Source organism: Mannheimia bovis (assembly GCF_014541205.1).
Taxonomy (GTDB): Bacteria; Pseudomonadota; Gammaproteobacteria; order Enterobacterales; family Pasteurellaceae; genus Mannheimia; species Mannheimia bovis.
This window is the reverse complement of sequence record NZ_CP061280.1, coordinates 1,622,669-1,647,002: the sequence shown is the minus strand read 5'-3', so window position 1 is coordinate 1,647,002 and position 24,334 is coordinate 1,622,669. Positions and strand designations below refer to the sequence as shown.

Here is a 24,334-nt window from a genome sequence, read left to right as displayed (position 1 = left end):
ATCCTATTTAAATGTTGCAGTAAGCATAATCATCATAAATGAGAATACTGAAAGTAAATAGAATTTTAATGAGAACGGCTGTCCTTTTTTGAAGGCTTTGGTGGCAAAAACAATGTATAGCACTAAAAATAACATTTTAGGTAATAACCAGCTAAATTGTGCTAAGGTAAAAAATTCATACGAGAGAAAAATAACGACCGCAGCAATACCGGTTACCAATAAAATGGTATCAACAATATGCGGTGCAATCCGTAAAACGGCATATTGTCTCCAATCAACCGCTTTAGCGGCTAAAAAACCACGTACTAGCAATAATACTAAGCTGATGTAAGCTAAGCCAAAATGGGCTTTAAGAATAGTTGATAGGTACTCCATAATAATTACTCCGCAATTTCAGTTTTTAAATATTGATAAATTTCACGATAATTTTTAGCCGGTTTATTCGCCTCACCCTCTTTAATTGCCCCACGAATTAAATTGCGTAAATGCTGGCGATCTAAACTCGGATATTCATTTAACAAATTATCAAGGGAAGCATCACCCATTGCAATGAGTTGATCTCGCACTAATTCTAGTTTATGCAACAACGCCTGTTGCTGATTATGGCGATTTTTCACTTTATCTAACGCTTCTTGAATAGGTTCAGGATCTCGATTTCGCAATAATTTCCCGATAAATTGAATTTGGCGACGGCGAGCTTCCATTTTAAACCCTTGTGCTTGGCGAATTGCCTCTTTTAGCTCATCATCAAGCGGAATTTTTTCTAAATTTTGCGGTGTTAATTCAATTAACTCTGCTCCAATTTTTTTTAAATGCTCGGAATCTCGTTTAATTTCACTTTTACTGACCCAGATGATTTCTTCATCATCATCTGTCCAGTCAATCTCATTTTTGCTACGTTTTCTAGCCATTCTCTATCCTTTTTCGTATAAATTCTAAAAAATGCCATATTCTAGCAGAAATTTGAGTTAGAATATATTCCAACAAATTGAAATCATTAATGGAAAAAGAATGTCGATTACAGATAAACAAACTTTACAACAGCAAGAACAGGAATTACAACAAGCGGTTGAATTTGCCTTAAATTTTGCAAAAAAAGCAGGTGCAGAAGCAGAAGTTGGCATTACAAAAGTGGCTGGGCTTTCGGTTTCAAGCCGTTTGGAACAAGTGGAAAATATTGAATTTAACAATGATGGCTCGCTTGGGATTTCGGTCTATTTAGGCAAACGCAAAGGCAATGCCTCAACCTCTGATCTACAACCAGCCTCTATTCAAAAAACGGTAGAAGCGGCATTAGCTATTGCCAAATATACGTCAGAGGATGATTGTACAGGACTTGCGGATAAAGAGATGTTAGCGTTTGACGCTCCTGATTTAGATCTTTATCATCAAGCTGATATTTCTGTTGATCAAGCAGTAGAACTTGCGATTGAAGCTGAACATTATGGTTTGAATACTGATGATCACATTGTAAACAGTGAGGGAGCAACCTTTAATTCCCATAGTGGCGTACGCGTTTATGGCAATACGCACGGAATGTTGCAAAGTTATCTTTCCAGCCGCTATTCACTTTCTTGTAGCCTTATTTCAGAATATCAAGACCAACTGGAACGTGATTATGAGTACACCATTTCTCGTGAGTTTGGCAAATTGCAGCCTGCAAAATGGGTGGGCGAACAAGCGGCAATTAAAGCGGTTGAGAGACTTAACCCACAACGAATTAAGACTGCCGAAATGCCGGTGATTTTTTACAATGATGTGGCAACAGGCTTAATCGGGCACTTGGCAGCAGCAATTAGCGGCGGGGCGTTATACCGTAAATCAAGTTTCTTATTAGATAAATTAGGTGAGCAAATTCTGCCAGAATGGTTTGAAATTTCAGAACGTCCACACTTACTACGTCGGTTAGCCTCTTCTGCTTTTGATAGCGAAGGCGTTATCACCCAAAACCGTGAAATTATTACCAATGGTGTGCTACAAACTTATCTAATGACTAGTTACTCCGGGCGAAAAATGGGCTTGAAAAGCACAGGGCACGCAGGCGGCATTCATAACTGGCTAGTTAAACCCAATCGCCAAGGTGGCTTAAATGCTTTACTCAAAGAGATGGGAACCGGTTTACTGGTAACCGAAATGCTCGGTTCAGCCATTAATAGCGTCACTGGCGAATATTCACGTGGTGCTGCGGGCTTTTGGGTAGAAAACGGCGAAATTCAATACCCTGTAGCGGAAATCACTATTGCAGGACAGCTACAAGATATGTATAAACATTTAGTGGCGGTAAGTGATGATATTGAACACCGCTCAAACATTCAAACCGGATCAATTTTATTAGAAAAAATGATGGTTTCGGGCGAATAATTTGCAAAATTTTTAGTAAAAAAGCCCGCTTGTAATCAATTTTATTTGGAGAAATCAATGAAAAAACACCATATCGAAACCTTATACTCTAAAGATGAAGTATTAACTCGCATTAATGAGTTAGCAAAAGAAATCAATCAATATTATCAACAAAAACAGTGCCAAAATCTTGTTGTGGTCGGCTTGTTGCGTGGCTCATTTATGTTTATGGCAGATTTAGTTAGAAAGCTTGAGTTACCTGTGGAAGTGGATTTTTTAACTGCATCAAGCTATGGAAGTAGCACGGAATCCAGCCGTGATGTAAAAATTCTGAAAGATTTAGATGGTGATATTCAAGGAAAAGATGTCTTGATTGTAGAAGATATTATTGATACCGGCTTCACATTAAGTAAAGTAGGGGAAATCCTCAAATTACGTGAACCAAACTCCCTTACAATTTGTACTTTACTTGATAAACCTTCCCGCCGTGAAGTAGAAGTCCCTGTAAAATGGGTAGGATTTGAAATTCCGGATGAATTTGTAGTTGGTTATGGTATTGATTATGCACAAAAATACCGTAATTTAGATTATATCGGGAAAGTGGTAATTGACGAGTAGTTGATAGATTAGATGGCCCAGCCGCATCTGAACTCATTTATAATTTATTGATTTATAAGGCTTTAATTGAATAAACCTAAAAACAGGGATCATTTTAGGGATCATTACAATTAAAGCCTTTTATTTTTGATTACAAAATAGGCGATTTATGCGGCTAGGCTGGGTTGTCTTTCCTAGTTGCATTTGTATCTTACTTTTCCATTATCAGAAATTCTTTTACTCTTCGGCAAGGTGGGAATTTATCCAGATTTCAAATATTTTTAAAATTTGGAAATAAAGATTTATTTTTTCTTTCACTTTTTCACTTTTTCACTTTTTCACTTTTTCACTTTTTCACCTTTATAACGCTTCAAGCCTTGATATATAAGGCTTTATTTATGGTGAAATCTTTCACTAATAGGTTTTTTTATTCACTTTTTAGAGATTTTTTTCACTTTTTCACCTTTTTTATTATTTCTATAAAGCCTTATATATCAAGGCTTGAAGCTAACTTTAGGTGAAAAAGTGAAAAAGTGAAATAAAAAAATGATTTTACCTTTTCTTGGGGGGAGTGTGGTTTAGATAAAAAAATACCGTGCTAGATTGCACGGTATTCAAGGCTTTTTACATATTTCGCCATTTTTCTATAGTGGATGATTTATCTTTAAAAATTACATTAGTGTATAGTTTCCTTTGTCCAAGTGGCTTAGTCGCAAATCGGATTTTATAACCTGCCGTCTTAAATGCTTGTGTTAGCTCTTGCATTAAATCGCTAGGCTTTAGAATGCTTTTATCATTTCGCCCGTGTGCGTTACAAAATAGCAAATAACACCAATAAAGCTTATCGTAAATAAATTGACTTTCAAACGGCGGAACACCTCTATTACTGCCCATTACAAGCCCTTGACTGGTAACTTGTGGCAATAAATGAAACTCTTCTATAAATTCCAGAATGTGGTCATTTTTACGTTTAAGTTCTAGGGCTTCTTTGCTGTTTTTCTGTTTAAACAGGGCTTTTAGTGCCTCGTCCGCTTGTGGGAATGTATCGTAAATTTTACGGATTATTCCGCCTAGTTCTGCCCTCAATTTATCAACTAAATTTACATCTCTATCATTTTCATCAACTGAACGTGTAAATGGGAAGATAACCCGCCTTCTATCCATTCCACCTCCGTCATTTTTATAAATTGGTAGGGTATTGGAACAAATAGCAATAATGGCTTTAACTTTTGTGCTAAATGGGGGCTTATTTTTAGGGTTAAATGTTACTTCTTCCCCGCTTGATATTTGTTTCAAAATTGAGGCATCACCAATATATTTTGCTTGATCTGATGAATATAAAAACGTTTTATTTAGTATAATATCTCTGGCTTTATCTTCGTTTAGAATGCTTAGGGTTATTGCTTCGTGGTTATCGTCTCCGCTTAACATTTTCCCTACTTCTAAATAAATGCTTTTACCGCCTCCGGGTTCTCCAATTAACTCAAGTGTTAGTTGCCAGTCATTGCGATTATTTAAAATCATATATAAGCCAGCTAATAATGCTTTTTTTCTATCTTCATCATCATTGCTGATAAAGTTTAACCATTTGTCAAAATTGGGGGTAGGTGTTTGAGTTTCTAAATAATCGCAAGGATTAAACGCGGTTAAATAGTAGTCTTTGCTGTGTGGTAAAAACTCTAGGGTATTCTTATTTGATAGTTGAGCGGTTAAGCTGTAGCATTTCGCATACATCTCGCACGCTTAAATAGGAATAGTCAGAAAAGTTAGATTGCATAAATCCCCCTGTGGTTTGGTGTTGCGTGATTGTGTTTATTGTCTTCTGTAGTTGCATTGTCGGGGGGAGTTTAGATCGGAGAACGGAGAAATTTTGGAATATTCCGAAAAGGTTCGGAATATTCCAATATTGAAAGGGAATCTAGGGCTGATTTATCCAATTATCAAGAGTTTTTCCAGTTACGGGTTGCAATCCTTTATTTTGAAAATCTATTGATATATCACTATTGGGATTATCTAATTCATTGCGAATATTATTTGCTATAGCCTCGCCATAATGAATAGTAATAAGGTTTCGTATAAATTCTGCTTGTGAATTTTTAGTTTTAGTTGATGTTTTCTTAGGTGTTGGTTGTTCCTCATTTTTTAAGAATAATTCCAATGATTCTTTAGTAATATAGAATTCATCAAAACTCAAATAATGTTCTCCCTCAAGTTCTAGATGAAATGAAATTATTTTCCCTGTGTCATTATCAATTTGAAATAAACAAGCAATAAAGTCATACGGTATTTTTTTATTTTTATTGGCAATATGCTCAAGTTGATAAAACTCTGGGTTAAATACATCAGCGTTTCCGTGAATATCTAAATAAAAAAGCCCCTTTGCATTCGTTATTCCACAATATGTAAGTTCTTCGTCATTAAAATAATATCCGCTTAATGCTATAGGATAGTCTAAATCACTCTTCATAGAGGATAACTCTTCTATATCAAAATAACTTAGTATTGTCCGATTATTTTTTAATTTTTTATCACCATCTGACTGTAATTCATTAAAATACTTTATTTTTAAGGCGTTCACACTGAATTTTTGATTGCCCATAATGAAATTTTCATTTTTTTCTTCTAGTATTGTGCTATTAGCAGGGTTATATGCTATTTTTGTACTAGAAAAGAAAATGTTTATGGATATATTAAGCCTGCCGGTTATCCAATAATGAATAAGATCGCTTATATTTAAGGTTTCTCCTGTTAGTTTATAAATTTGGTCTATTGTTTGTTCTAAAGAATACCATTCTCTAGGTGGTAAATTATAGTTTGTCATTTTCAGCTCTCTTAATTGTTAAAAGTCCGTTAGATATTATGGTTATCTATCTTATTGATTGGCTTTTGCCATTCTCTGCAGCTCCCTCTTTTACTGTTCCCATTGGGTCACGTTTTAAGTCGGTAATGCTGGCAATATTTGCCGTTAATACTTGATGGATAGCCATATTTTAGCCCTTGAGTTTTGTTTGAATTATTTGAAGTATAGGGCCTTTATTAGCCTTTTAAAAGTCTTTTTGAATTGCAAGCGGTCTTTTTAAATCGTAAAAATGCAAAAAGCCTTGAATAGACTTCAAGGCTTTGATAACTGCTTATTGAGCTAGATGGCGAAATTTAAGTTTTTGTATTCAGTGGCAAGTTCTTGTTCTAATTCTTGTTTAAATTGCTGGGTAAACTTGGCTTTATCTACAATATGTTCTTCTGACATTCTTTTGTCCAGTTCAGATAATAGAATTTTTTCAAAAAGTCTTGTTTTTCCCGTTTCATCTAAATGATGAATAGAGTTGGCCAATTTATTAATATCCATTTAGTTATCCTTATATAGCAAATTTTGCATTATTTTTTTGATAATCAATAGCCTTTTGGGCTGCTATAAATGCAGCTTGAGAGGGTTTCACTTCATTGTTACGGTAGCTGTTCTTTAAAATTGAAAATAATAAGCTCTTATCATTTGAGTCTAAGTATTTAAACTGATTTAAAATGCTATTAATTTCATCTTCTTGCCAGTTGTTCGTAAAATTGAGCGGCTCTTTATTACCCATCACAAATTTAGATTGTTGAATACCATTTATTGAAAAATGTAATTGTGTAGTGCCTACAGAAGCCGGGCTATCGGTAACTGCTAATCCGCCTAAATATGCTTTTCCTGTTCTTGCAAAATTAGGAATAATTTCAATGCTGGTAAATAATTTTTGTCTTTGCTGGTTGAGTTCAAGTAATTGAGCGTTCGGACGCAATGTAGCAAAAAGTTTTACTTCATCGTCAACGGTTTCGCTTTTCAATGCGACTACTTGCCCTAAATTACCATTAGATCTTTGGTGCTCTTGCCATATTAAAGCAGTATAAAGTTCAGGATTGTAGTTTTCTGCCATTTGTAATAAGTCTGTAGGGCTAATTTCTCGGCCGTCTACTGTTTTTCCAGAAGTTGCTACACATAGCCATATCGTATTAAGTTGAGACATTTTTCTTTCCTATTAAGTTTAAATGTTTAACATTATTGAATAGTGTTATTTTCTAATTGATTTTTTAATTCTTCAATTCTTCTTTTGCTTTCTATTACACTGTAATTACTATATCCATAGGATTGAAAAGAAGGAAATGATAAATTATTCAAATGATTAGATTCAAATTTAAATGAGCTACTAAACTTATTTTTAATTGATTCTAAAATAAAAATGATTGGTTCATTTTCATTAGTCATCTTGCTGGATTTTAATAAATATAAAATTGTGTTTAGCTTATTTGTTAAATCATCATTCAGTAATTCATTTAATAGGGTAGTGGCATAGTACTCAAAAACTTTGCTGATTTTTAAATTTGCATACTTATAAGCACTTTGGCAATCATCTAAAATTGTTAGCTCTAGCTGTTTTTCAAATTTCTCTATAACTTTTCTTAACGCTTGAATTTTTCGATTATTGTTAAAAATTGCATTTGAACATTCATCGAATTCTTTAAATGTAACTTCCCCAGTATCGCTAATCATTGTTTTATCTGATTTAGCTTGTAATTCAATATTGTCATTTTCTAACGCAATAATTGTTTTCTTATTACGCTCGATGTTGTTTTTTATTTCTGTTGCTTTTTCTTGCAATTGCAAGAATGAGTTTCTAGCAGTGTCAGCCTCTGAAATCAAAAGTTGTAATTGCTCATTATGTTGTGGATTTTGTAATTTCATAAGTTTCCTTTAGTTATTGTTACGTTGGTTTATTTTTGTAGTCATCCAATTAATTACTTCACTTTCTAGCCAAGCAATTCGATTTGATGAAATTTCAATGTTTTTAGGGAATATCCCTAATCTCATTTGATTGTAAATTGTAGAACGTTTTAGGCCCGTTTTTGTCATTACCTCATCAAGACTAAGAAAACGTTCATCATTTAGAGTCATTACCCCTCCTTTTTTATATCCATTGGCATGCAACTAGATGTAAGTGTATACAAAATTAAAGTAAACATTATGTATTACTTATTGTGAAATGAGATTTCACAATAAATAGTAGTTAATTGGGGATTGATAGTTGGTATTAAGTTGTTATGAGAGGAGTCTGTAAGTATTTGAAGGGATTGACAAGTAATGATTTTATAAATATGTAAAGACTTAAATTGAAATACGTAAAATTTTCACGGCAAAGACAACGGCACGGAAAAAGCACTTCCCCTCCTGCGGAATTTATAAAAAAAATTTACTATTTTTCAGTTAATTTTCATTTAAAAAATAGCCTAAATCCTTTTGCATCAATGGTTTATACATTTAATCTTAACTGAAATCTTTTCAGTTAATTTCACTCAATTTCAGTTAAGATATAAAACAAATAAGCAAATTAATTTATAAGTAATTGATTTTAAAGTGAATTTCTTGTTTTACGTGAGCGTTTTTAATATGAAATCTTTACAATTAAGAGCATTTACATAAATTAATCTATAAAAATAGGTGTTGTATGCGTTACTATCCGTGCTGATTTACTTCATTAAATTTACTGGCGAAACATTCTTTTGTCCTGTAAGCTCTTCAAATCTATATTTCTCATCTGATTTACTTTTTACTTGCCTACGCTTGAGAGAATCAAACATTGTGTTTTTTATTAGGGGGTTAAATGGGTTTTAATAGAACAACACTATTTCATAATTAGAGAAAAAACACGTATAAATAGGGGGGAAATAGAAGGTTTAGAAAATAAGGAAGATAAAAACTTATGATTTATCTGTATTCTTATTATCTTTTCCCTATTTTACCTATAAATTTTAGAATTTTATTTTTGTGTATGTGAAATAAACTCTTTTTATCTTTCTTATAGTGGTTCTGTCATTGTTCTGCTATTGTATTTTTAAATAGGTGTTTTCTTGTACGTAATATAAGAGCCTTTTAAACTATATAGCAAGGAATGGTAGATTTTTACGTTTGTTTTGAAATCTTTATCTTAAGTGTGAGGGCGTTGATTGCCTGTGCAAAAAATACTGATTAAACTAATTTACTTAGTTATAAATGGAAGTTATAAAAATGGTCTATAACTGCTTTTGTAGAAAGTCTATTTTTGATTGATACCAAGCTAAGGAGCAACCGCAAAAATAGGAATAGCAAAGATAATAGTGGGGTAAGTATAAGTAATGAAACTAAAGTCATCATAAAAATCCCCTCAATAATAAATTATTGAAGGGAATAATAAATTAAAAGTTCAAGTAGTTACTTTTTACAAGCTTCCACAAAATCCGCCCACTCCTGCATAATTTCCCGTCTGCGGTCTAGCCAATTTTTACGATGATATGCACTCATCACGGTGTCTTTGTTCGTATGGGATAAACAAGCCTCAATGACTAGCGTTTCAGTAGTAAAGCGTTCGTGCAAATAAGTGCTGGCAATACTTCTTAAACCGTGAGCTACTAAAAGCCCTTTATATTTGCCACCGCTTAAGCGTTTTATTGCATTATTCACGGTTTGGCTATTAGCCGGTTTGTTTCGGTCTGTTCGGTGTGTAAAAATATGCTTATGGTGTCCGTTATATTTCTTCATTTCCTCTAGAATTGCTATAGCTTGTTTTGTTAGCGGAATAGAGTGGGGCTTTCTTCCGCCTTTCATTCTTTCAGCTGGAATGTTTAGTGTGCTGGTTTCCCAATCTATATCGCTCCATTCCACCGCTACGGCTTCAAATGGTCTAAGAATATTTAAGAGTTGCCATTCAACTAATAATTTAATTTGTGGAGTTCTGTTTGATTTCTGTAAGTCCTGCATAAATGCAGCTAAATCTTCGGGCATTATGGCAGGTTGGTGAGTGCTTTTTACCGTAGTAAAAGCCTTTTTTATTACACTTACAGGATTAAAACTAATCCGCCCACTTAATACGGCATAATCAAGTATTTCTATCAAGTTCCCTGCTACTCTGTGCAATGTATCGGGCAAAATGCGTTCTAAATCCGTCAAGCGGTTTATCGTATCTGCTAAAGTAAAATTTTCTAGCGTGTAGCCCTTAAAACGTGGGAATAAATGATTTTCTAAACGTTGTAAGCATTTTTCCATAGTTTTAGGCTTGCATTTTTTCTTTGAAAGTTTCCAATCTGCCCACTTATAAGCAAAAGATTCTAGTGTTTCTTGCTTTTGCTCTGCCTCTCTTTGCTGTTTTTCTAGGTATTCAAAAGGGTCAAGCCCTTGCTTGACAAGGGAGTTTAATTCATCTCTTTTTTGTCTAGCTTCAGCTAAACCCATTTGCGGGTAGTATCCTATTCTATTTTTTGTGCTGCGTTTACCTGTTTTAGGGTTGATATAGCTATAAATCCATACTTTCCCTTTTTTCTGTGCAAGGATAAATAGCCCGTTACTGTCTGCTATTGGTTTTGATGTAATGGAAAATTTAAGATTTTTAATAAAGGTATCTGTTAATGCTTTTTTGGGTGTAGTCATTTTCTCTAAGCCCTGTGCGGTCTAGGTTTAACGGACTTTATGATCCCTATTTTTCCCCTTTTTTAAAATAGGGATCATTTTAGGGATCACAAAGAGTAAGATAGACTGCAACCAAAAGAGACAATAAAAGACTATAAAATGATGAAAATCATTGATTTATCAATGAATTTGCGACAATGTGAGACAATAAGAAACGCTAGGATGGTCCCCCCAGCCGGACTTGAACCAGCGACCAAGCGATTATGAGTCGCCTGCTCTAACCACTGAGCTATGGGGGGATAAAGTGATGTGGATTATAGAGAAAAACCGAGTAGTCGTCTAGTAGCAGAAGATTACTCGGTTAATTATTAAGCGAGGCAAATATTATTCTTCCCGCCAAATTAAGGTTGCCATTCGCCCTGTTTGTTTATCTCTGCGATAAGAGAAAAACAAATCTTCTTGGGTGTAGGTGCAGTATTCTCCGCCTGAAATCTCGGTAATGCCGAGTTTATTGAGGCGTTGAGTAGCAATTTGGTAAAGATTTCCCAAAAACTTACCGCTTGTAGAGCTGTCTTGAATAAAAGCCTCTTCCGCTCTTGGATCAAACGCACAGAATTGCTCAATGACTTCTGTTCCAACTTGGAATGCTTTTGAGCTGATAGCAGGACCTAGCCAAGCTGAAATTTCATTTCTGGGGCATTGGAATTTTTCAACGGTTGCTTCTAGCACTCCGTCGCATAATCCTCGCCAGCCTGCGTGGGCGGCTGCAATTTCTTCTCCATCTTTACTGACAAAAAGTACAGGCAAACAATCTGCGGTCATCACTAAACAGACTTGGTTAGGCTGATTGGTATAAACTGCATCTGCCTCAATGTCTTTGCCTGAGTAGGGAAGTTCAAGCACTCTTGTGCTATGTGTTTGTGTTAGAAATAACGGAGATTGTGGTAAATGAAATTTCTCTACAAGCAATGCACGATTTTGGGCGACATCTTGCGGATTATCATTAACGTGGTCGCCTAAATTAAAACTATCAAAAGGCGACTTACTTACTCCGCCGGTTCTGATAGTGGTAAATGCGTGAATATGCTTGGGAATATTCCAATTTGGGATAATGTTATCCATTTGCAAAAAATCTCCAAAAAACAACCGCTTGTTATCTACGCACAGCAATAGCTTCGATTTCAATACCTACATCTTTTGGTAAACGAGCTACCTCAACGCAAGAGCGAGCAGGGAAGTCTGGGTGTTCGTGTTCTTGGAAGAAAGCTTGGTATTCTGCATTCACAATAGCGAAATCATTTAAATCTTTAACAAACACGGTGGTTTTGACAATATCCGCAACAGTTAAGCCGGCTTGTTCAACGATTGCTTTCACGTTATTGAGAGATTGGCGGGTTTGTTGAACAATATCAGTTGGAATTTCACCCGTTTTAGGATTCACCGGAATTTGCCCGGAGGTTATCACAAGGCTCCCTAAATCAACAGCTTGTACATAAGGTCCGATTGCGGCTGGGGCATTTTCTGTTTGAATTGCAGTTGTCATCTTTATCTCCTTCATAATGAAAAATGAATGGATTAATGATAATATCTTTTTCTATTATTTGGAATAAAGAGAAGTGAATAAATGAGCATTAATGTTTCAGAAATCGTATTACATCAGTTAAATAAAACAGAGGGTGAAAATCCGGAACTCAATACTTTTTTGCGTGAGAATTTATTGACAATTACGCCTGAGGTAGATCAAATGATGTTGCAATTACATCAAGCTTACCAAAGTAAAGCGAAGGCTTATGGTATATTCAAGCCGGAATCGATATTTGCTCAGCAACTTAATCGTTTATTGGAAAAAGAGACTGATTTTCTGCCGTTTAGTCATAGTTGTGCCAAAATGTTGGCGACAGAGTTGGCGAAGTATCCGTTTGCTGATGGCGGTACTTTTATTCTCTGCCGTTATACATTCTTAGCCACGGAATATCTATTTATTGCCTTAATTGACAGCCGTAATTCAATGCTAGTTGATGAGAAGTTAGAAATTAAACGTACGCAATATTTAGAAATTGCACAATATGATATCGCTTGTCGCATTAATTTAACGGAACTGAAACTTGATGCAACATCAAACCGTTATTTAACCTTTGTAAAAGGGAGAGTGGGGCGTAAAATTGCTGATTTCTTTATGGATTTCTTGAGTGCGGAAGAAGGTTTTAATCCTCAAGTGCAAAATCAAACTTTGTTGCAAGCGGTGAGCGACTATTGCGAGCAGGGGGAGCTCTCTGCACCGCAAACCAGAGAAGTTAAAAAACAAGTATTTGACTATTGCAAAGGGCAAATTAATAGTGGTGAAGAAATTGCACTAGATGAGCTTTCAAATGCAATGCCAACATTAAATGAAATAGATTTTGCTCAATTTACTCAAGAACAGGAATATGGTTTGGAAGAAAATATTCCACCAATGCGTAATGCCTTAAAAACGCTTACTAAGTTTTCAGGTTCAGGGAAAGGCGTTACCATTAGTTTTAATGCAGAATTGTTAGGCGAACGTTTGATTTGGGATGAACTAAACGATACTTTAACAATCAAAGGATTACCGGCTAACTTGCGTGATCAGCTGGAACGTAATAAATAATGGAAAATTTTTATCAGTTTAGGTATTATCTAATTATCTGAATTTTGTATTATCAAAAGGTCAACTCTATGAAAATGAAATCTCTTTTAGCAACGCTTTTAGTTGCAATGAGTGTAACTGCCTGCTCAACGGTGGAAAAAGTGGTGTATCGAATTGATGTTCCGCAAGGAAACTATTTAGAACAAGATAAAATTGCCCAACTTCAAGTGGGTATGACACCAGAGCAAGTAGAATATTTGCTTGGTACACCTGTGCTTAAAAATATTTTTGACACACATCGTTGGGATTATGTTTTTATTAAACGTGAAGGTTATAAAGAGCCGGAGCAACGTAATTTATTTGTTTATTTTGATGCAAAAGGTTTGGTTTCAAAAATTGATGATAGCAATGCTAATGCTGAAGCTCAACCGGCTAACTAATCCATAAAATTTCAATTAAGCCCCATTTCTAGAAATAGCAATGGGGCTTTGTTTTGCAAAAAATGATTAAAAAAACATCGCTTGATATAATTTTTCTTATTTTATTGATAAATTTTTCTAATTACATCTTTTAAAATTTCTAATAGCTTGCTAAACTTGCCCCCATCTTACATATACACAACATCAAAATATCAGGAGTATTCAATGAGCGATTTAAACGCACTTTTTCAAAAAATCAAACAACGTGATCCTAACCAAGCACCTTTTCACCAAGCAGTTGAAGAAGTATTTGGTAGCCTTGCACCATTCTTAGCAAAAAATCCTAAATATACTCAGCAAGGTTTATTAGAGCGTATTGTTGAGCCTGAGCGTGTAATCAGTTTCCGTGTAACTTGGGTTGATGATAAAGGTCAAGTGCAAGTAAATCGTGGTTATCGTGTGCAAATGAACTCTGCAATCGGTCCATATAAAGGTGGTATTCGTTTCCACCCAACAGTAGATTTAGGCGTATTAAAATTCTTAGCGTTTGAACAAGTATTCAAAAATGCCTTAACAACATTACCAATGGGTGGCGGTAAAGGTGGTTCAGACTTCGATCCAAAAGGTAAATCTGATGCAGAAGTAATGCGTTTCTGCCAAGCATTTATGAGCGAATTATTCCGCCATATCGGTGCGGATACAGACGTACCGGCGGGAGATATTGGCGTGGGTGGTCGTGAAATCGGTTATATGTTTGGTCAATACAAAAAATTACGCAATGAGTTTACTTCTGTATTAACGGGTAAATCATTAACTTGGGGTGGTAGCTTAATTCGTCCTGAAGCAACAGGTTACGGTGCAGTTTACTTCGCAGAATCTATGCTGAACACTCGTGGTCAGTCTGTTGAAGGCAAACGTGTGGTGATCTCAGGTTCAGGTAACGTAGCACAATATGCAGCAGAAAAAGTAATCCAAAAAGGCGGTAAAGTATTAACTGTTTCAGATTCTAACGGTTATGTATTATTCTCTGATTCAGGTATGACTGAAGCACAATTAAAAGCGTTATTAGTGCTTAAAAATGAACGTCGTGAACGTTTATCGGTATATGCACAAGAAGAAGGTTTACAATACTTTGAAGGTCAAAAACCGTGGGGTGTAGCGTGTGATATCGCATTACCTTGTGCAACACAAAATGAATTAGATACCGAAGATGCTAAAGAGTTAGTGAAAAACGGTTGTTTCTGCGTGTCAGAAGGTGCGAATATGCCAACTACTTTAGGTGGTGTTGAAGTGTTTATCGGTGCGAAAATTCTTTATGCACCGGGTAAAGCAGCAAACGCAGGTGGTGTAGCAACTTCTGGTTTAGAAATGAGCCAAAACGCAATTCGCCTTTCTTGGTCTCGTGAGGAAGTGGATCAACGTTTATTCAATATTATGAAATCTATCCACGAAAATTGTGTGGAAAACGGTACAGAATCAGATGGTTACATTAACTATGTAAATGGTGCAAACATTGCAGGCTTCAAAAAAGTGGCAAATGCGATGTTAGAGCAAGGCGTGGTTTAATTTTAAATGATGTATTTTCAGCCCTCAGTAATGAGAGCTTTTTTATCGCTGGTGTTTTACTTCATTGAGCAATAAAAATATGAAGTAGATCACAATTTTAAACATTGGTTAGCATTTTTTACAAAATTTGTTTGAAACCATTTAAAAATTCACTTAATCTTAACGCAACAAAAATAAGTGTTGTATCTAGCAACCTAACACATAAATTTGCTTTCCGAGTGGCCCCAAGATTGGGGCTTTTTTTATGGCTTAAATAAACGAAAAGCAGAAAAAATGCCGAAAATAATGTCGGCATTTGTTCAAGTCAGCACTTTAATTTAGAACGCAACGCTCTCTTTTAAGCTTACGGTTAAGTTAAAGACGAGGTTATCTGCAGAGCCATCTTTGCTGTCTAAGCAGTAGTAGCCTTCACGTTCAAATTGATAGCCTTGTTCCGCTTTGGCATTCACTAAACTTGGCTCAACAAAACCGTGTTTCACCACTAAAGATTCAGGGTTTAACACCGCATTAATATCGTCTTCCGCACCCGGATTTGGCACAGTGAATAAACGATCGTAAATACGGAATTCAGCCGGTTTGTTATCTTCCGCTGAAACCCAATGAATAACGCCTTTCACTTTACGTCCGTCAGCAGGGTTTTTACCTAATGTTTCAGGATCGTATGTGCAAAAAATAGTGGTAATTTGACCGCTTGTATCTTTTTCGACACGCTCAGCTTTAATCACATAAGCATTACGCAGGCGCACTTCTTTACCTAATACTAAACGTTTGTATTGTTTGTTTGCCTCTTCACGGAAGTCGGCTTCGTCAATGTAAAGCTCACGGGTAAATGGCAAATCACGCTCGCCTAATTCTGGGCGGTTAGGGTGGTTTGGTGCTTTTAAGATCTCTTTCTCACCAAAATTCTCAATTACTACACGCACAGGATTGATTACTGCCATCGCACGAGGTGCGTTGTCGTTTAAATCTTCACGAATACACGCCTCAAGTGCGGAGTATTCCACCACATTATCTTGTTTTGTTACACCGATACGGCGACAGAATTCACGCAGTGCCGCAGGGGTATAGCCACGGCGGCGTAAGCCTGAAATGGTTGGCATACGAGGGTCATTCCAGCCATCAACAATGCCGTCTGTTACTAATTTCAACAATTTACGTTTAGAGGTTAAAGTGCCTTCTAAATTTAAACGTGAAAATTCGTACTGATGCGGTAACGGGCGTTCAATACTGATATTTTCCAACACCCAATCGTATAAACGGCGGTTGTCTTGGAATTCTAACGTACAGATAGAGTGGGTGATTCGCTCAATCGCATCTGAAATACAGTGGGTGAAATCGTACATTGGGTAAATGCACCATTTGTCGCCGGTTTGGTGATGTGAGGCAAATTTCACACGGTAAATTACCGGATCACGCATTACGATAAACGGCGATGCCATATCAATTTTGGCACGCAAACACGCTTTACCTTCCTCAAACTCGCCGTTTTTCATTTTTTCAAATAGGGCAAGGTTTTCTTCAACCGAACGATCACGATAAGGGCTGTTTTTGCCCGGCTCGGTTAAAGTACCACGGTATTCACGCATTTCTTCAGGCGAAAGTTCATCTACATACGCCAAGCCTTTGTTGATAAGCTCAATCGCATAGCCATAAAGTTGGTCAAAATAATCAGAGGCATAACGTGGTTCGCCTTCCCATTTAAAGCCCAACCATTCCACGTCTTGCTTGATAGAATCCACGTATTCCACATCTTCTTTTACCGGGTTGGTATCATCAAAACGCAGATTACATTTACCTTTGTATTCTTGAGCGATACCAAAGTTTAAGCAGATTGATTTAGCGTGACCAATATGTAAATAACCGTTTGGCTCCGGTGGGAAACGGGTGTAAACGTTGTTATGCTTACCGCTTGCTAAATCTTCATCAATAATATGGGTAATAAAATTGGCTCGGGTTTCTGTTTCAGCCGTTAAAATGTCTTCGCTCATAGTTCTCTCTAATGTTTTAAGTAAAATAACCACTTATTCTACACGTTATTGCAATAATCTAAAAGAGTTTGCAAAGAATTGGATTAAGGTATGAAAGGTTAATATTTAATCAGTTAAAATCTGTTTATAGGAAAATAAAAAATTCTACTTGCACAAATTTCTAAAATTACTTATCTTTGAATAAAAATGTACTATTGCAATAGTGCAAGATTTAAATCAAGGAGTATGTATGAAATTTCGTAAAACATTGTTAGTTGCTGTATTAAGTGCGTTCTCTGTTACCGCATTCAGCCAAGATAAAATTCAAAATGTAGCAATTACAGCAATTGTTGAACACCCGGCATTAGATTCCATTCGAAAAGGTGTCATTGAAGAGCTTGAACGTGAAGGATTTGTTGATGGTAAAAATATTAAAATTGACTATCAATCAGCACAAGGGAGTACTGCAACAGCGGCTCAAATTGCACGCAAATTTGTTGGCGATAAAGCGGATATTATCATTCCGATTACTACACCTTCCGCACAACCTGTGGTTGCAGCAACACGTTCTATTCCGATTGTTTTCTCCGGTGTAACCGACCCGGTTGCAGCAAAATTAGTGAAATCTTGGGAGCCATCAGGTACGAACGTAACGGGAATTTCAGATCACAAACCAATCGCTCCACAAGTAAAACTTATTCAAACGTTAGTGCCTGAATTAAAATCAGTTGGTTATGTTTATAGTGCAGGTGAAGTCAATTCTACAATTGTATTAGAAGAACTAAAAGAAGAAGCGAAAAAGCAAGGGTTCAATGTTGTCCCTGTTGCGGTTCAACGTAGCGCAGATATTGGTACCGCTGCTCGCAGTTTAAACGGTAAAGTACAAGCTATTTATATTTCGGAAGATAATGGCGTTGTGTCTGCTTATGAAGCCTTACATAAAGCGGCTTTAGAGGCAAAAATTCCGGTTATTGCATCAGATCGTGATACTGTTCAGCGTGGTGCACTTGCCGCTTATGCTGTAAACCAGTATGATATTGGTGTTGCAACGGGTAAAACTGCAGCTCGTGTCTTAAGAGGTGAAAAAGCTGGTGCAATTCCAACACAGGAAGTAAGTCAATTAGAGCTTTCTATTAATACAAAGACAGCAAAAGACTTAGGTGTTAATTTACCTCAAGATTTATTAAAAGAAGCAAAAGAAACCTTTTAATAATTATGGAATAATAGCGAGAAGTTATTAAATTTTTTCAATCAAACAAAGGAGTATGTTATGGGCTGGATTGCTGCAATTATTGTCGGTGCTATTATTGGTTGGTTAGCATCAATTGTAATGAAAAGTGAAGGTGGTCTTTGTAAAAATATCATTGTAGGTATTGTGGGCTCATCTTTAGGGCGTTGGTTATTTGGTGACATATTAGGCATTGGCTCTGCATACAAAGCGGGCGATTTCAACCTAGTTGGAATTTTCTTCGGTGTGCTAGGTGCAGCGTTGTTAATTTTTATCTTAAGAAAATTAAGAATTTTTGATTAATAAATAAGAAAAATGTTGAGCAAGCAGTTATGAAAATAACTGCTTGTTTTTTACGTGATTGAATATCTACAAGCGGTCGGATTTCTATATTTTTTGCAATTTAAATGGCTGTAACTAAAACTATCGGTTACAGCCATTTTATTTACAGATATTGCTGTTGTTCTTCCATCAATTGCGAGAAAAAATCAATCAGCACTCGAACTTTAGGGGAAAGGTAACGGCGGTTTGGATAGAGTAGGCTGATTTGTAACGAATCTTGTTCTAAAAATGGCATAATCGGCACTAGCTCTCCATTTTTGAGTTCCTCCTTTATTAAAAATTTAGGAATATTGATAATACCTAATCCGGCTTTTGCCATTTGCACTAGGGCATAGCCATTATTGCTGTAAATTTTTCCCTCAGGCTTAATGCTACTTTTTTGTCCTTGCTGCGTGAATTGCCACTGTGGGTGATATTCGTAAAGCAAGCAACCACGTTTACTGAGTTCTTCTAGACTTTGGGGCTCGTTATTTTTGGCTAAATAGTCAGGAGAGGCAACTAGCATTAAGTGCGAATCAGCAATTTTTTTCGCTACAATCGAGCTATCCGCAAGGCTACCAATACGCAAAACTAAATCAAAGCCTTCGGCGATCACATCAACTCGGCGATCGCTAAATTCAATGTGAAGTTGTAAATTAGGGTAGCCTTCCATAAACTTCCCTAAATAAGGGGCTATAAAGCGAGAACCAAAATCCATTGGTACAGACATTGTGATTTTGCCTTGCAGCGTTGAGCTAATATTACTCACGCTTGCTTCTGCCTCTTTCAATTCATTTAAAATAGGCAAGCAACGATGATAATAGAGCAGTCCCGCTTCCGTTGGCGTAATTTTGCGAGTGGTACGTTGTAATAAACGCACATTTAAATATTCTTCCAATTGAGCTATTAATTTACTCGCCATTGGCAGTGAGATTTGGGTTTGCTGTGCGGCTTGAGTGAAACTTTGTGTTTCAACCACTTTGCAAAATAAACTGATTGCGTTTAGTTTGTCCATTTTCTCTCTTCTTTATATTGTAATTTCTGTTAAGGCTTGCTATCGTAAAAATAGTATATTGAAAAATCAATCAAAAAAGAAATAATTTCAAGAAAATCCAAATAATTATTAAAAATTAGGTAATAAACTATGGGAAAATCACTCGTTATTGTGGAGTCTCCGGCTAAGGCGAAAAAAATTAATCAATATCTTGGTAGCGACTATGTTGTGAAATCAAGCGTGGGGCATATCCGTGATTTACCGAAAAGCGGCAGTGATGAAAAAACGGAAAAAGCAAAGCCGATTTCAACTAAAGGGCTAAGTGCAACAGAAAAAGCAAAAGTAAAGGCAGAAAAAGAACGTACAGCTTTAGTGAAACGTATGGGAATCGATCCATACAACGGCTGGAAAGCGAACTATCAGATTATGCCTGATAAAGAAAAAGTAGTATCTGAATTAAAATCGCTGGCGAAGAAAGCAGACCATATCTATCTGGCAACCGACTTGGATAGAGAAGGGGAAGCTATTGCGTGGCATTTACGTGAAATTATTGGCGGTGATGATAGCCGCTTTAGTCGAGTTGTGTTTAATGAAATTACCAAAGATGCGATTAAAAAGGCATTTGAAGATCCGCAACCACTGAATATTGATCGCGTGAATTCCCAACAAACCCGTCGCTTTTTAGACCGAGTGGTGGGCTTTATGGTATCGCCATTACTTTGGAAAAAAGTCGCTCGAGGTTTATCTGCCGGGCGTGTGCAATCTGTCGCGGTGAAATTGTTAGTTGAGCGAGAGCGTGAAATTAAAGCTTTCCAAAGTGAAGAATTTTGGACCATTTTAGCCAATACGCAAATTAATCGTAAAAAATTACCGCTTGAATTGACGGCTCACAAAGGCAAAAAATTCTCAGCAAAAAATGAAGAAGATGCGAATGTTGCGGTTCAAGCATTAGAAAAAAGTGATTTTATTGTTTCTAATATTGAAGCAAAAGAGACTAGTTCTCGAGCATCTGCTCCATTCATTACTTCATCGTTACAACGTACCGCAAGCACACGTTTAGGCTTTGGGGTAAAGAAAACAATGATGTTGGCTCAACGTTTGTATGAAGCGGGTTATATTACCTATATGCGTACCGACTCTACAAACTTAAGCCGTGAAGCTCTAGCGATGGCTCGTGGTTATATTGAAGATAACTTTGGGGCAAATTATTTGCCAGAGAAAGCCAATGTGTATCGCAGTAAAGATAATGCACAAGAAGCCCACGAAGCGATTCGACCATCTGATGTGAACGTAAAAATGGCTGATTTAAAAGGTATGGATAAAGACGCTGAACGTTTATATGACTTAATTTGGCGTCGTTTTTTAGCTTGCCAGATGTTGCCTGCACGCTACGATTCTACTTCATTAACTGTTAGTGCCGGAGATTATGAATTAAAAGCGAGCGGACGTGTAATGCGTTTTGATGGTTGGACGAAAGTATTGCCGGTACAAGGGAAAAATCCTGAAGATCAAGAATTACCGGCAGTAGAACTTCACCAAAAACTCAAACTTGATGAAGTGGTACCAAGCCAGCACTTTACCAAACCGCCTGCACGTTTTAATGAGGCTTCATTAGTTACAGAGCTTGAAGAGCGTAAAATTGGTCGCCCTTCAACTTATGCTTCAATTATTTCGACCATTCAAGAGCGTGGCTATGTTCGCACTGAAAACAAACGTTTTTATGTGGAAAAAATCGGTGAGGTAGTTACCGATCGTTTAAATGAATCTTTTAAAGATTTAATGAATTACGACTTTACTGCCAATATGGAAGAAGTTTTAGACCAAATTGCAGAGGGTAATAAGAATTGGAAAGAGGAATTAAATAGTTTCTTCAAACATTTCTCTGAAGAATTAACCCAAGCGGAATTAGATGAGCTTGAAGGAGGGATGAAGCCAAACAGCATTGTGCCGACAGATATTGATTGTCCGACTTGTGGCAGAAAAATGGCTATCCGTACTGCTTCTACAGGGGTTTTCTTAGGTTGTACAGGCTATGCGTTACCACCAAAAGAACGTTGCAAAACCACGATGAATTTAATTCCTGAAGCCGAATTCTTGAATGTCTTGGATTCAGATTCTGAGGCAAAAGCCTTAATGGCACGCAAACGCTGTCCGAAATGTGATTCAGCGATGGATAGCTATGTGATTGATGCTGAGCGTAAACTTCACGTTTGTGGTAATAACCCAAATTGTGATGGTTATGTTGTCGAACAAGGCTCATTTAAAATTAAAGGCTATGACGGACCTGTTGTGGAATGTGATAAATGTGGTGCGGATATGCACTTAAAATTAGGTCGTTTTGGCAAATATATGGGTTGCACAAGCTGCGATAACACCCGAAAAATTTTGAAAAATGGTGAAGTTGCCCCTCCACGAGAAGAACCTATTGCTTTTCCTGAACTAAAGTGCGAAAAGGCAGATGCTTATTTTGTGTTAAGAGATGGAGCAAGTGGCGTATTTATGTCGGCTCATAATTTCCCGAAAGTGCGTGAAAGCCGAGCTCCGAAAGTGGCAGAATTAGCCTTGTATCGTGATAGATTGCCGGAGAAATTACAATATCTTGCGGATGCTCCGCAGCAAGATCCCGAAGGAAATGAGGCGATTATTCGTTTTAGTCGTAAAGAAAAACGCCAATATGTAACTTCAGAGAAAAACGGTAAGGCAACCAAATGGATTGTTGATTACGTTGATGGTAAGTGGGTAGAGCGTTCAAAATAATGAATTGATTGAAAGTACAAGCGGTTAAATTTCTTTTACATTTTGCAAATTGCAAAAAATTAGAGAAATTTAACCGCTTGTTTTATTTAGTTATAGATTTTGAATTAATTCATCAATCGCTTTGCTTAATTTATGGCGATCGTGGCGGTAATAAACATCATCAGCCGATAAATTTTTACGCAGTGTTTTAATATGCAGCGGAAGTATAGATGGTTCATCATCAGTTGTAATGACGCCATTTATGCGAGATTGCCCGATACAGTGCTCAATCCATTCAACTCGCTGATTAAGCGATAAATTCCCGGCAGGTCCGTGTTCTTGCCCGATGTTATCAATAAAAATGACTTTAGCTTGGCTTTGATGAATAGCTTGAGCAAGATCCGAAACCAGCAAATTCGGCATAATACTGGTAAAAAAACTGCCCGGACCGAGTAGTATTAACTCTGCTTCTTGAATAGCAGCAATCGCTTCCGGCGTGCCTAAGACAGGCGTATCTAGCTCTAAATGATGTGGTGTTTCAGCCAGTGCATCAATTTGAACTTCGCCCAATACTTTTGTGCCACATTGTAACTCTGCAATTAAATGAACAGGTGTTTCCGACATCGGAATAAGCTTTGATCTAACGTGTAGCAAATCTCGCACAAGGTTAATTCCATCAAGCGGTCTGATTTGCATATTTTCAAGGGCGGTAAGAATGAGATTACCGAGATTATGCCCGCTGAGTTCGCCCGTTCCACCAAAACGATATTCAAAAAGGCGAGAGGCAACCGTAGGTTTTACAATAATTTGATTCAAACAGTTGCGTAAATCGCCCCAAGCAATTACACCTTGTTGAGAGCGGATACGTCCTGTTGAGCCGCCATTATCGGTGGTTGCAACAATACCTGTGAGCCGTTCTTTTAAAAATGGCAGAGCAGAGAGTAGCCGTCCTAAACCGTGTCCGCCTCCTAAGGCAACAACGGCATTGAGTCGGTTAAGATGATGGTGGCGAGCAGGCTTTTGTGAGAGTTGTTGAGTATCCATTCTTTATAAAAAACCGCTTATTTCTCTAATATAATTGCATCTGTATGGTTAGATGGAATGGCTTGAACCACAGCTTTAACCAATGTTGCCAATGGAATAGCAAAGAATACGCCCCAGAAGCCCCATAATCCACCAAAAATCAGCACGGCAATAATGATGGTGAGAGGGTGTAGATTAACTGCCTCAGAAAATAGATACGGCACAAGTAAGTTTCCATCTAGTAATTGACTAATAATAAAAGCAAGCATTAAGTAATAAAAATCAGGAGATAAGCCAAATTGGAATAAGGCGACCAACATTACCGGAATACTTACTAATACCGCACCAATGTAGGGAATTAATACTGAAATCCCTACTGCAACAGAAAGCAGTAACGGATAGCGTAGATCAAAAAAGAGGAAGATGATGTAGGTTACAACTCCGACAATTACAATTTCCAGAAATTTACCACGAATATAGTTAGCAATTTGTTGTTGCATTTCAAACCAAACGCGTGTAGCTAAGCGACGGTTTTGTGGTAATACTTTGCTAAATGAACGCATTAACACTAATTTGTCTTTCAATAAGAAAAATACCATTAACGGCACTAGGAATGTATAAATACCTAATCCAACCAAACTAATAATAGAGTTAATAGAAAGAGTTAAAAGCGACTCTCCCATACTCAAAATATTGCTTTTCGCGGTATTCATAATTGAATCAACAGTGGCGTAGTCCACCAATTCCGGGTAATGTTCAGGTAATCCTTGCACCCAAGCATTGAGCAAGTTGAACATTGACGGCAGATCTTGAATAAAAGTTACCGCTTGATTCCATAAGGTTGGTAACAATACTACCCCTAAGAATGACAGCAAGGCGATAAAACTACCTAAGATTAAAATAACGCTTAACGTTCTTGGCAACTTTAATTTAACCGTTAAAAAGCGGGTTGGCCATTCAAGCAAATAGGCAAATACGAGAGCGACTAATAGCGGCATTAATAAATCACTGAAAAAATAAATAATGCCAAACCCAATTAAAAGAATACCAAATAGCACAACTATTTGTGGGTCGGTAAATTTTCTTTGATACCACTCTCGCAACATTTGAAACATATTTTGTATTGC

At 36.7% G+C, this 24,334-nt stretch carries 23 protein-coding genes and 1 tRNA gene; 8 read left to right on the top strand and 16 right to left on the bottom strand.

Annotation, left to right across the window (positions count from 1 at the left end):
* Window positions 1–3: 3 nt before the first annotated feature.
* Both ICJ55_RS08160 and yjgA read right to left on the bottom strand, forming a co-directional pair.
* Window positions 4–375, bottom strand: a complete 372-nt coding sequence (locus ICJ55_RS08160; RefSeq protein ID WP_188156356.1) for a SirB2 family protein — start codon at window positions 373–375, stop codon at window positions 4–6.
* A gap of 5 nt (window positions 376–380) precedes the next feature.
* Window positions 381–911: a ribosome biogenesis factor YjgA gene (gene yjgA, locus ICJ55_RS08155; RefSeq protein ID WP_188156355.1), complete on the bottom strand. Its 531-nt coding sequence runs from the start codon at window positions 909–911 to the stop codon at window positions 381–383.
* 100 nt (window positions 912–1,011) lie between these two features.
* On the opposite strand from yjgA, the gene pmbA reads away from it, so the two are divergent.
* The gene (pmbA, locus tag ICJ55_RS08150; RefSeq protein ID WP_188156354.1) at window positions 1,012–2,361 is read left to right on the top strand and encodes a metalloprotease PmbA; all 1,350 of its coding nucleotides are present in this window, start codon (window positions 1,012–1,014) and stop codon (window positions 2,359–2,361) included.
* 57 nt (window positions 2,362–2,418) lie between these two features.
* Complete coding sequence (hpt, locus tag ICJ55_RS08145; RefSeq protein ID WP_188156353.1) at window positions 2,419–2,958, top strand: hypoxanthine phosphoribosyltransferase; 540 nt, start codon at window positions 2,419–2,421, stop codon at window positions 2,956–2,958.
* A gap of 603 nt (window positions 2,959–3,561) precedes the next feature.
* On the opposite strand, the gene ICJ55_RS08140 is transcribed toward hpt, so the two are convergent.
* From ICJ55_RS08140 to ICJ55_RS08095, 10 genes are all read right to left on the bottom strand, one after another.
* The gene (locus ICJ55_RS08140; RefSeq protein WP_188156352.1) at window positions 3,562–4,671 is read right to left on the bottom strand and encodes a DNA primase family protein; all 1,110 of its coding nucleotides are present in this window, start codon (window positions 4,669–4,671) and stop codon (window positions 3,562–3,564) included.
* A gap of 184 nt (window positions 4,672–4,855) precedes the next feature.
* Window positions 4,856–5,758 carry a hypothetical protein gene (locus ICJ55_RS08135; RefSeq protein ID WP_188156351.1) on the bottom strand — a complete coding sequence of 301 codons (903 nt, stop codon included), beginning with the start codon at window positions 5,756–5,758 and terminating at the stop codon, window positions 4,856–4,858.
* A gap of 318 nt (window positions 5,759–6,076) precedes the next feature.
* The gene (locus tag ICJ55_RS08130) at window positions 6,077–6,283 is read right to left on the bottom strand and encodes a hypothetical protein (protein ID WP_176669807.1); all 207 of its coding nucleotides are present in this window, start codon (window positions 6,281–6,283) and stop codon (window positions 6,077–6,079) included.
* A 10-nt stretch (window positions 6,284–6,293) separates the two neighbouring features.
* Window positions 6,294–6,938 carry a GPO family capsid scaffolding protein gene (locus ICJ55_RS08125; protein ID WP_188156350.1) on the bottom strand — a complete coding sequence of 215 codons (645 nt, stop codon included), beginning with the start codon at window positions 6,936–6,938 and terminating at the stop codon, window positions 6,294–6,296.
* 32 nt (window positions 6,939–6,970) lie between these two features.
* Window positions 6,971–7,654 (bottom strand): hypothetical protein, encoded by a 684-nt coding sequence (locus tag ICJ55_RS08120; RefSeq protein ID WP_188156349.1) that lies wholly within the window; start codon window positions 7,652–7,654, stop codon window positions 6,971–6,973.
* Between the two features lie 9 nt (window positions 7,655–7,663).
* Window positions 7,664–7,864 carry a helix-turn-helix transcriptional regulator gene (locus ICJ55_RS08115; protein ID WP_176669810.1) on the bottom strand — a complete coding sequence of 67 codons (201 nt, stop codon included), beginning with the start codon at window positions 7,862–7,864 and terminating at the stop codon, window positions 7,664–7,666.
* A 1,293-nt stretch (window positions 7,865–9,157) separates the two neighbouring features.
* A complete protein-coding gene (locus ICJ55_RS08110; protein WP_188156348.1) occupies window positions 9,158–10,369 on the bottom strand; it encodes a tyrosine-type recombinase/integrase in 1,212 nt (403 codons plus the stop codon).
* Between the two features lie 202 nt (window positions 10,370–10,571).
* Window positions 10,572–10,647, bottom strand: a tRNA-Ile gene (locus tag ICJ55_RS08105).
* Window positions 10,648–10,732: 85 nt separating this feature from the next.
* Window positions 10,733–11,470, bottom strand: coding sequence for a peptidoglycan editing factor PgeF (gene pgeF, locus ICJ55_RS08100; protein ID WP_188156347.1), 738 nt, complete (start codon window positions 11,468–11,470; stop codon window positions 10,733–10,735).
* A 31-nt stretch (window positions 11,471–11,501) separates the two neighbouring features.
* Entirely contained in the window at window positions 11,502–11,891 is a 390-nt protein-coding gene (locus ICJ55_RS08095; protein WP_188156346.1) for a RidA family protein, read from the bottom strand.
* An 81-nt stretch (window positions 11,892–11,972) separates the two neighbouring features.
* Between ICJ55_RS08095 and yejK the strand changes: the two genes are divergently transcribed.
* The 3 genes from yejK (at window position 11,973) to gdhA (ending at window position 14,938) form a co-directional block, all read left to right on the top strand.
* Window positions 11,973–12,974 (top strand): nucleoid-associated protein YejK, encoded by a 1,002-nt coding sequence (gene yejK / locus ICJ55_RS08090; RefSeq protein ID WP_188156345.1) that lies wholly within the window; start codon window positions 11,973–11,975, stop codon window positions 12,972–12,974.
* Window positions 12,975–13,042: 68 nt separating this feature from the next.
* A complete protein-coding gene (bamE, locus tag ICJ55_RS08085; protein WP_188156344.1) occupies window positions 13,043–13,393 on the top strand; it encodes an outer membrane protein assembly factor BamE in 351 nt (116 codons plus the stop codon).
* A 204-nt stretch (window positions 13,394–13,597) separates the two neighbouring features.
* A complete protein-coding gene (gdhA, locus tag ICJ55_RS08080; RefSeq protein WP_188156343.1) occupies window positions 13,598–14,938 on the top strand; it encodes an NADP-specific glutamate dehydrogenase in 1,341 nt (446 codons plus the stop codon).
* A 317-nt stretch (window positions 14,939–15,255) separates the two neighbouring features.
* Here gdhA and glnS read toward each other — a convergent pair whose 3' ends face one another.
* On the bottom strand, window positions 15,256–16,926 hold the full coding sequence (glnS, locus tag ICJ55_RS08075; RefSeq protein ID WP_188156342.1) for a glutamine--tRNA ligase: 1,671 nt from the start codon (window positions 16,924–16,926) through the stop codon (window positions 15,256–15,258).
* Between the two features lie 229 nt (window positions 16,927–17,155).
* On the opposite strand from glnS, the gene ICJ55_RS08070 reads away from it, so the two are divergent.
* Together ICJ55_RS08070 and ICJ55_RS08065 are read left to right on the top strand one after the other, a co-directional pair.
* Window positions 17,156–18,115, top strand: a complete 960-nt coding sequence (locus ICJ55_RS08070; protein WP_188156341.1) for an ABC transporter substrate-binding protein — start codon at window positions 17,156–17,158, stop codon at window positions 18,113–18,115.
* A 60-nt stretch (window positions 18,116–18,175) separates the two neighbouring features.
* A complete protein-coding gene (locus ICJ55_RS08065) occupies window positions 18,176–18,436 on the top strand; it encodes a GlsB/YeaQ/YmgE family stress response membrane protein (RefSeq protein ID WP_188156340.1) in 261 nt (86 codons plus the stop codon).
* Between the two features lie 142 nt (window positions 18,437–18,578).
* On the opposite strand, the gene ICJ55_RS08060 is transcribed toward ICJ55_RS08065, so the two are convergent.
* Entirely contained in the window at window positions 18,579–19,469 is an 891-nt protein-coding gene (locus ICJ55_RS08060; RefSeq protein ID WP_188156339.1) for a LysR family transcriptional regulator, read from the bottom strand.
* Between the two features lie 129 nt (window positions 19,470–19,598).
* Between ICJ55_RS08060 and topA the strand changes: the two genes are divergently transcribed.
* Entirely contained in the window at window positions 19,599–22,205 is a 2,607-nt protein-coding gene (topA, locus tag ICJ55_RS08055) for a type I DNA topoisomerase (protein ID WP_188156338.1), read from the top strand.
* 90 nt (window positions 22,206–22,295) lie between these two features.
* Here topA and ICJ55_RS08050 read toward each other — a convergent pair whose 3' ends face one another.
* Window positions 22,296–23,228 carry a gluconeogenesis factor YvcK family protein gene (locus tag ICJ55_RS08050; protein ID WP_188156337.1) on the bottom strand — a complete coding sequence of 311 codons (933 nt, stop codon included), beginning with the start codon at window positions 23,226–23,228 and terminating at the stop codon, window positions 22,296–22,298.
* A gap of 17 nt (window positions 23,229–23,245) precedes the next feature.
* Window positions 23,246–24,322 carry an AI-2E family transporter gene (locus ICJ55_RS08045; RefSeq protein WP_025236014.1) on the bottom strand — a complete coding sequence of 359 codons (1,077 nt, stop codon included), beginning with the start codon at window positions 24,320–24,322 and terminating at the stop codon, window positions 23,246–23,248.
* Window positions 24,323–24,334 lie beyond the last annotated feature (12 nt).

Coding starts and splice junctions, on each gene's coding strand:
- ICJ55_RS08160 (WP_188156356.1), bottom strand. CDS start 375: ATGGAGTACCTATCAACTATTCTTAAAGCCCATTTTGGCTTAGCTTAC.
- yjgA (WP_188156355.1), bottom strand. CDS start 911: ATGGCTAGAAAACGTAGCAAAAATGAGATTGACTGGACAGATGATGAT.
- pmbA (WP_188156354.1), top strand. CDS start 1,012: ATGTCGATTACAGATAAACAAACTTTACAACAGCAAGAACAGGAATTA.
- hpt (WP_188156353.1), top strand. CDS start 2,419: ATGAAAAAACACCATATCGAAACCTTATACTCTAAAGATGAAGTATTA.
- ICJ55_RS08140 (WP_188156352.1), bottom strand. CDS start 4,671: ATGTATGCGAAATGCTACAGCTTAACCGCTCAACTATCAAATAAGAAT.
- ICJ55_RS08135 (WP_188156351.1), bottom strand. CDS start 5,758: ATGACAAACTATAATTTACCACCTAGAGAATGGTATTCTTTAGAACAA.
- ICJ55_RS08130 (WP_176669807.1), bottom strand. CDS start 6,283: ATGGATATTAATAAATTGGCCAACTCTATTCATCATTTAGATGAAACG.
- ICJ55_RS08125 (WP_188156350.1), bottom strand. CDS start 6,938: ATGTCTCAACTTAATACGATATGGCTATGTGTAGCAACTTCTGGAAAA.
- ICJ55_RS08120 (WP_188156349.1), bottom strand. CDS start 7,654: ATGAAATTACAAAATCCACAACATAATGAGCAATTACAACTTTTGATT.
- ICJ55_RS08115 (WP_176669810.1), bottom strand. CDS start 7,864: ATGACTCTAAATGATGAACGTTTTCTTAGTCTTGATGAGGTAATGACA.
- ICJ55_RS08110 (WP_188156348.1), bottom strand. CDS start 10,369: ATGACTACACCCAAAAAAGCATTAACAGATACCTTTATTAAAAATCTT.
- pgeF (WP_188156347.1), bottom strand. CDS start 11,470: ATGGATAACATTATCCCAAATTGGAATATTCCCAAGCATATTCACGCA.
- ICJ55_RS08095 (WP_188156346.1), bottom strand. CDS start 11,891: ATGACAACTGCAATTCAAACAGAAAATGCCCCAGCCGCAATCGGACCT.
- yejK (WP_188156345.1), top strand. CDS start 11,973: ATGAGCATTAATGTTTCAGAAATCGTATTACATCAGTTAAATAAAACA.
- bamE (WP_188156344.1), top strand. CDS start 13,043: ATGAAAATGAAATCTCTTTTAGCAACGCTTTTAGTTGCAATGAGTGTA.
- gdhA (WP_188156343.1), top strand. CDS start 13,598: ATGAGCGATTTAAACGCACTTTTTCAAAAAATCAAACAACGTGATCCT.
- glnS (WP_188156342.1), bottom strand. CDS start 16,926: ATGAGCGAAGACATTTTAACGGCTGAAACAGAAACCCGAGCCAATTTT.
- ICJ55_RS08070 (WP_188156341.1), top strand. CDS start 17,156: ATGAAATTTCGTAAAACATTGTTAGTTGCTGTATTAAGTGCGTTCTCT.
- ICJ55_RS08065 (WP_188156340.1), top strand. CDS start 18,176: ATGGGCTGGATTGCTGCAATTATTGTCGGTGCTATTATTGGTTGGTTA.
- ICJ55_RS08060 (WP_188156339.1), bottom strand. CDS start 19,469: ATGGACAAACTAAACGCAATCAGTTTATTTTGCAAAGTGGTTGAAACA.
- topA (WP_188156338.1), top strand. CDS start 19,599: ATGGGAAAATCACTCGTTATTGTGGAGTCTCCGGCTAAGGCGAAAAAA.
- ICJ55_RS08050 (WP_188156337.1), bottom strand. CDS start 23,228: ATGGATACTCAACAACTCTCACAAAAGCCTGCTCGCCACCATCATCTT.
- ICJ55_RS08045 (WP_025236014.1), bottom strand. CDS start 24,322: ATGTTTCAAATGTTGCGAGAGTGGTATCAAAGAAAATTTACCGACCCA.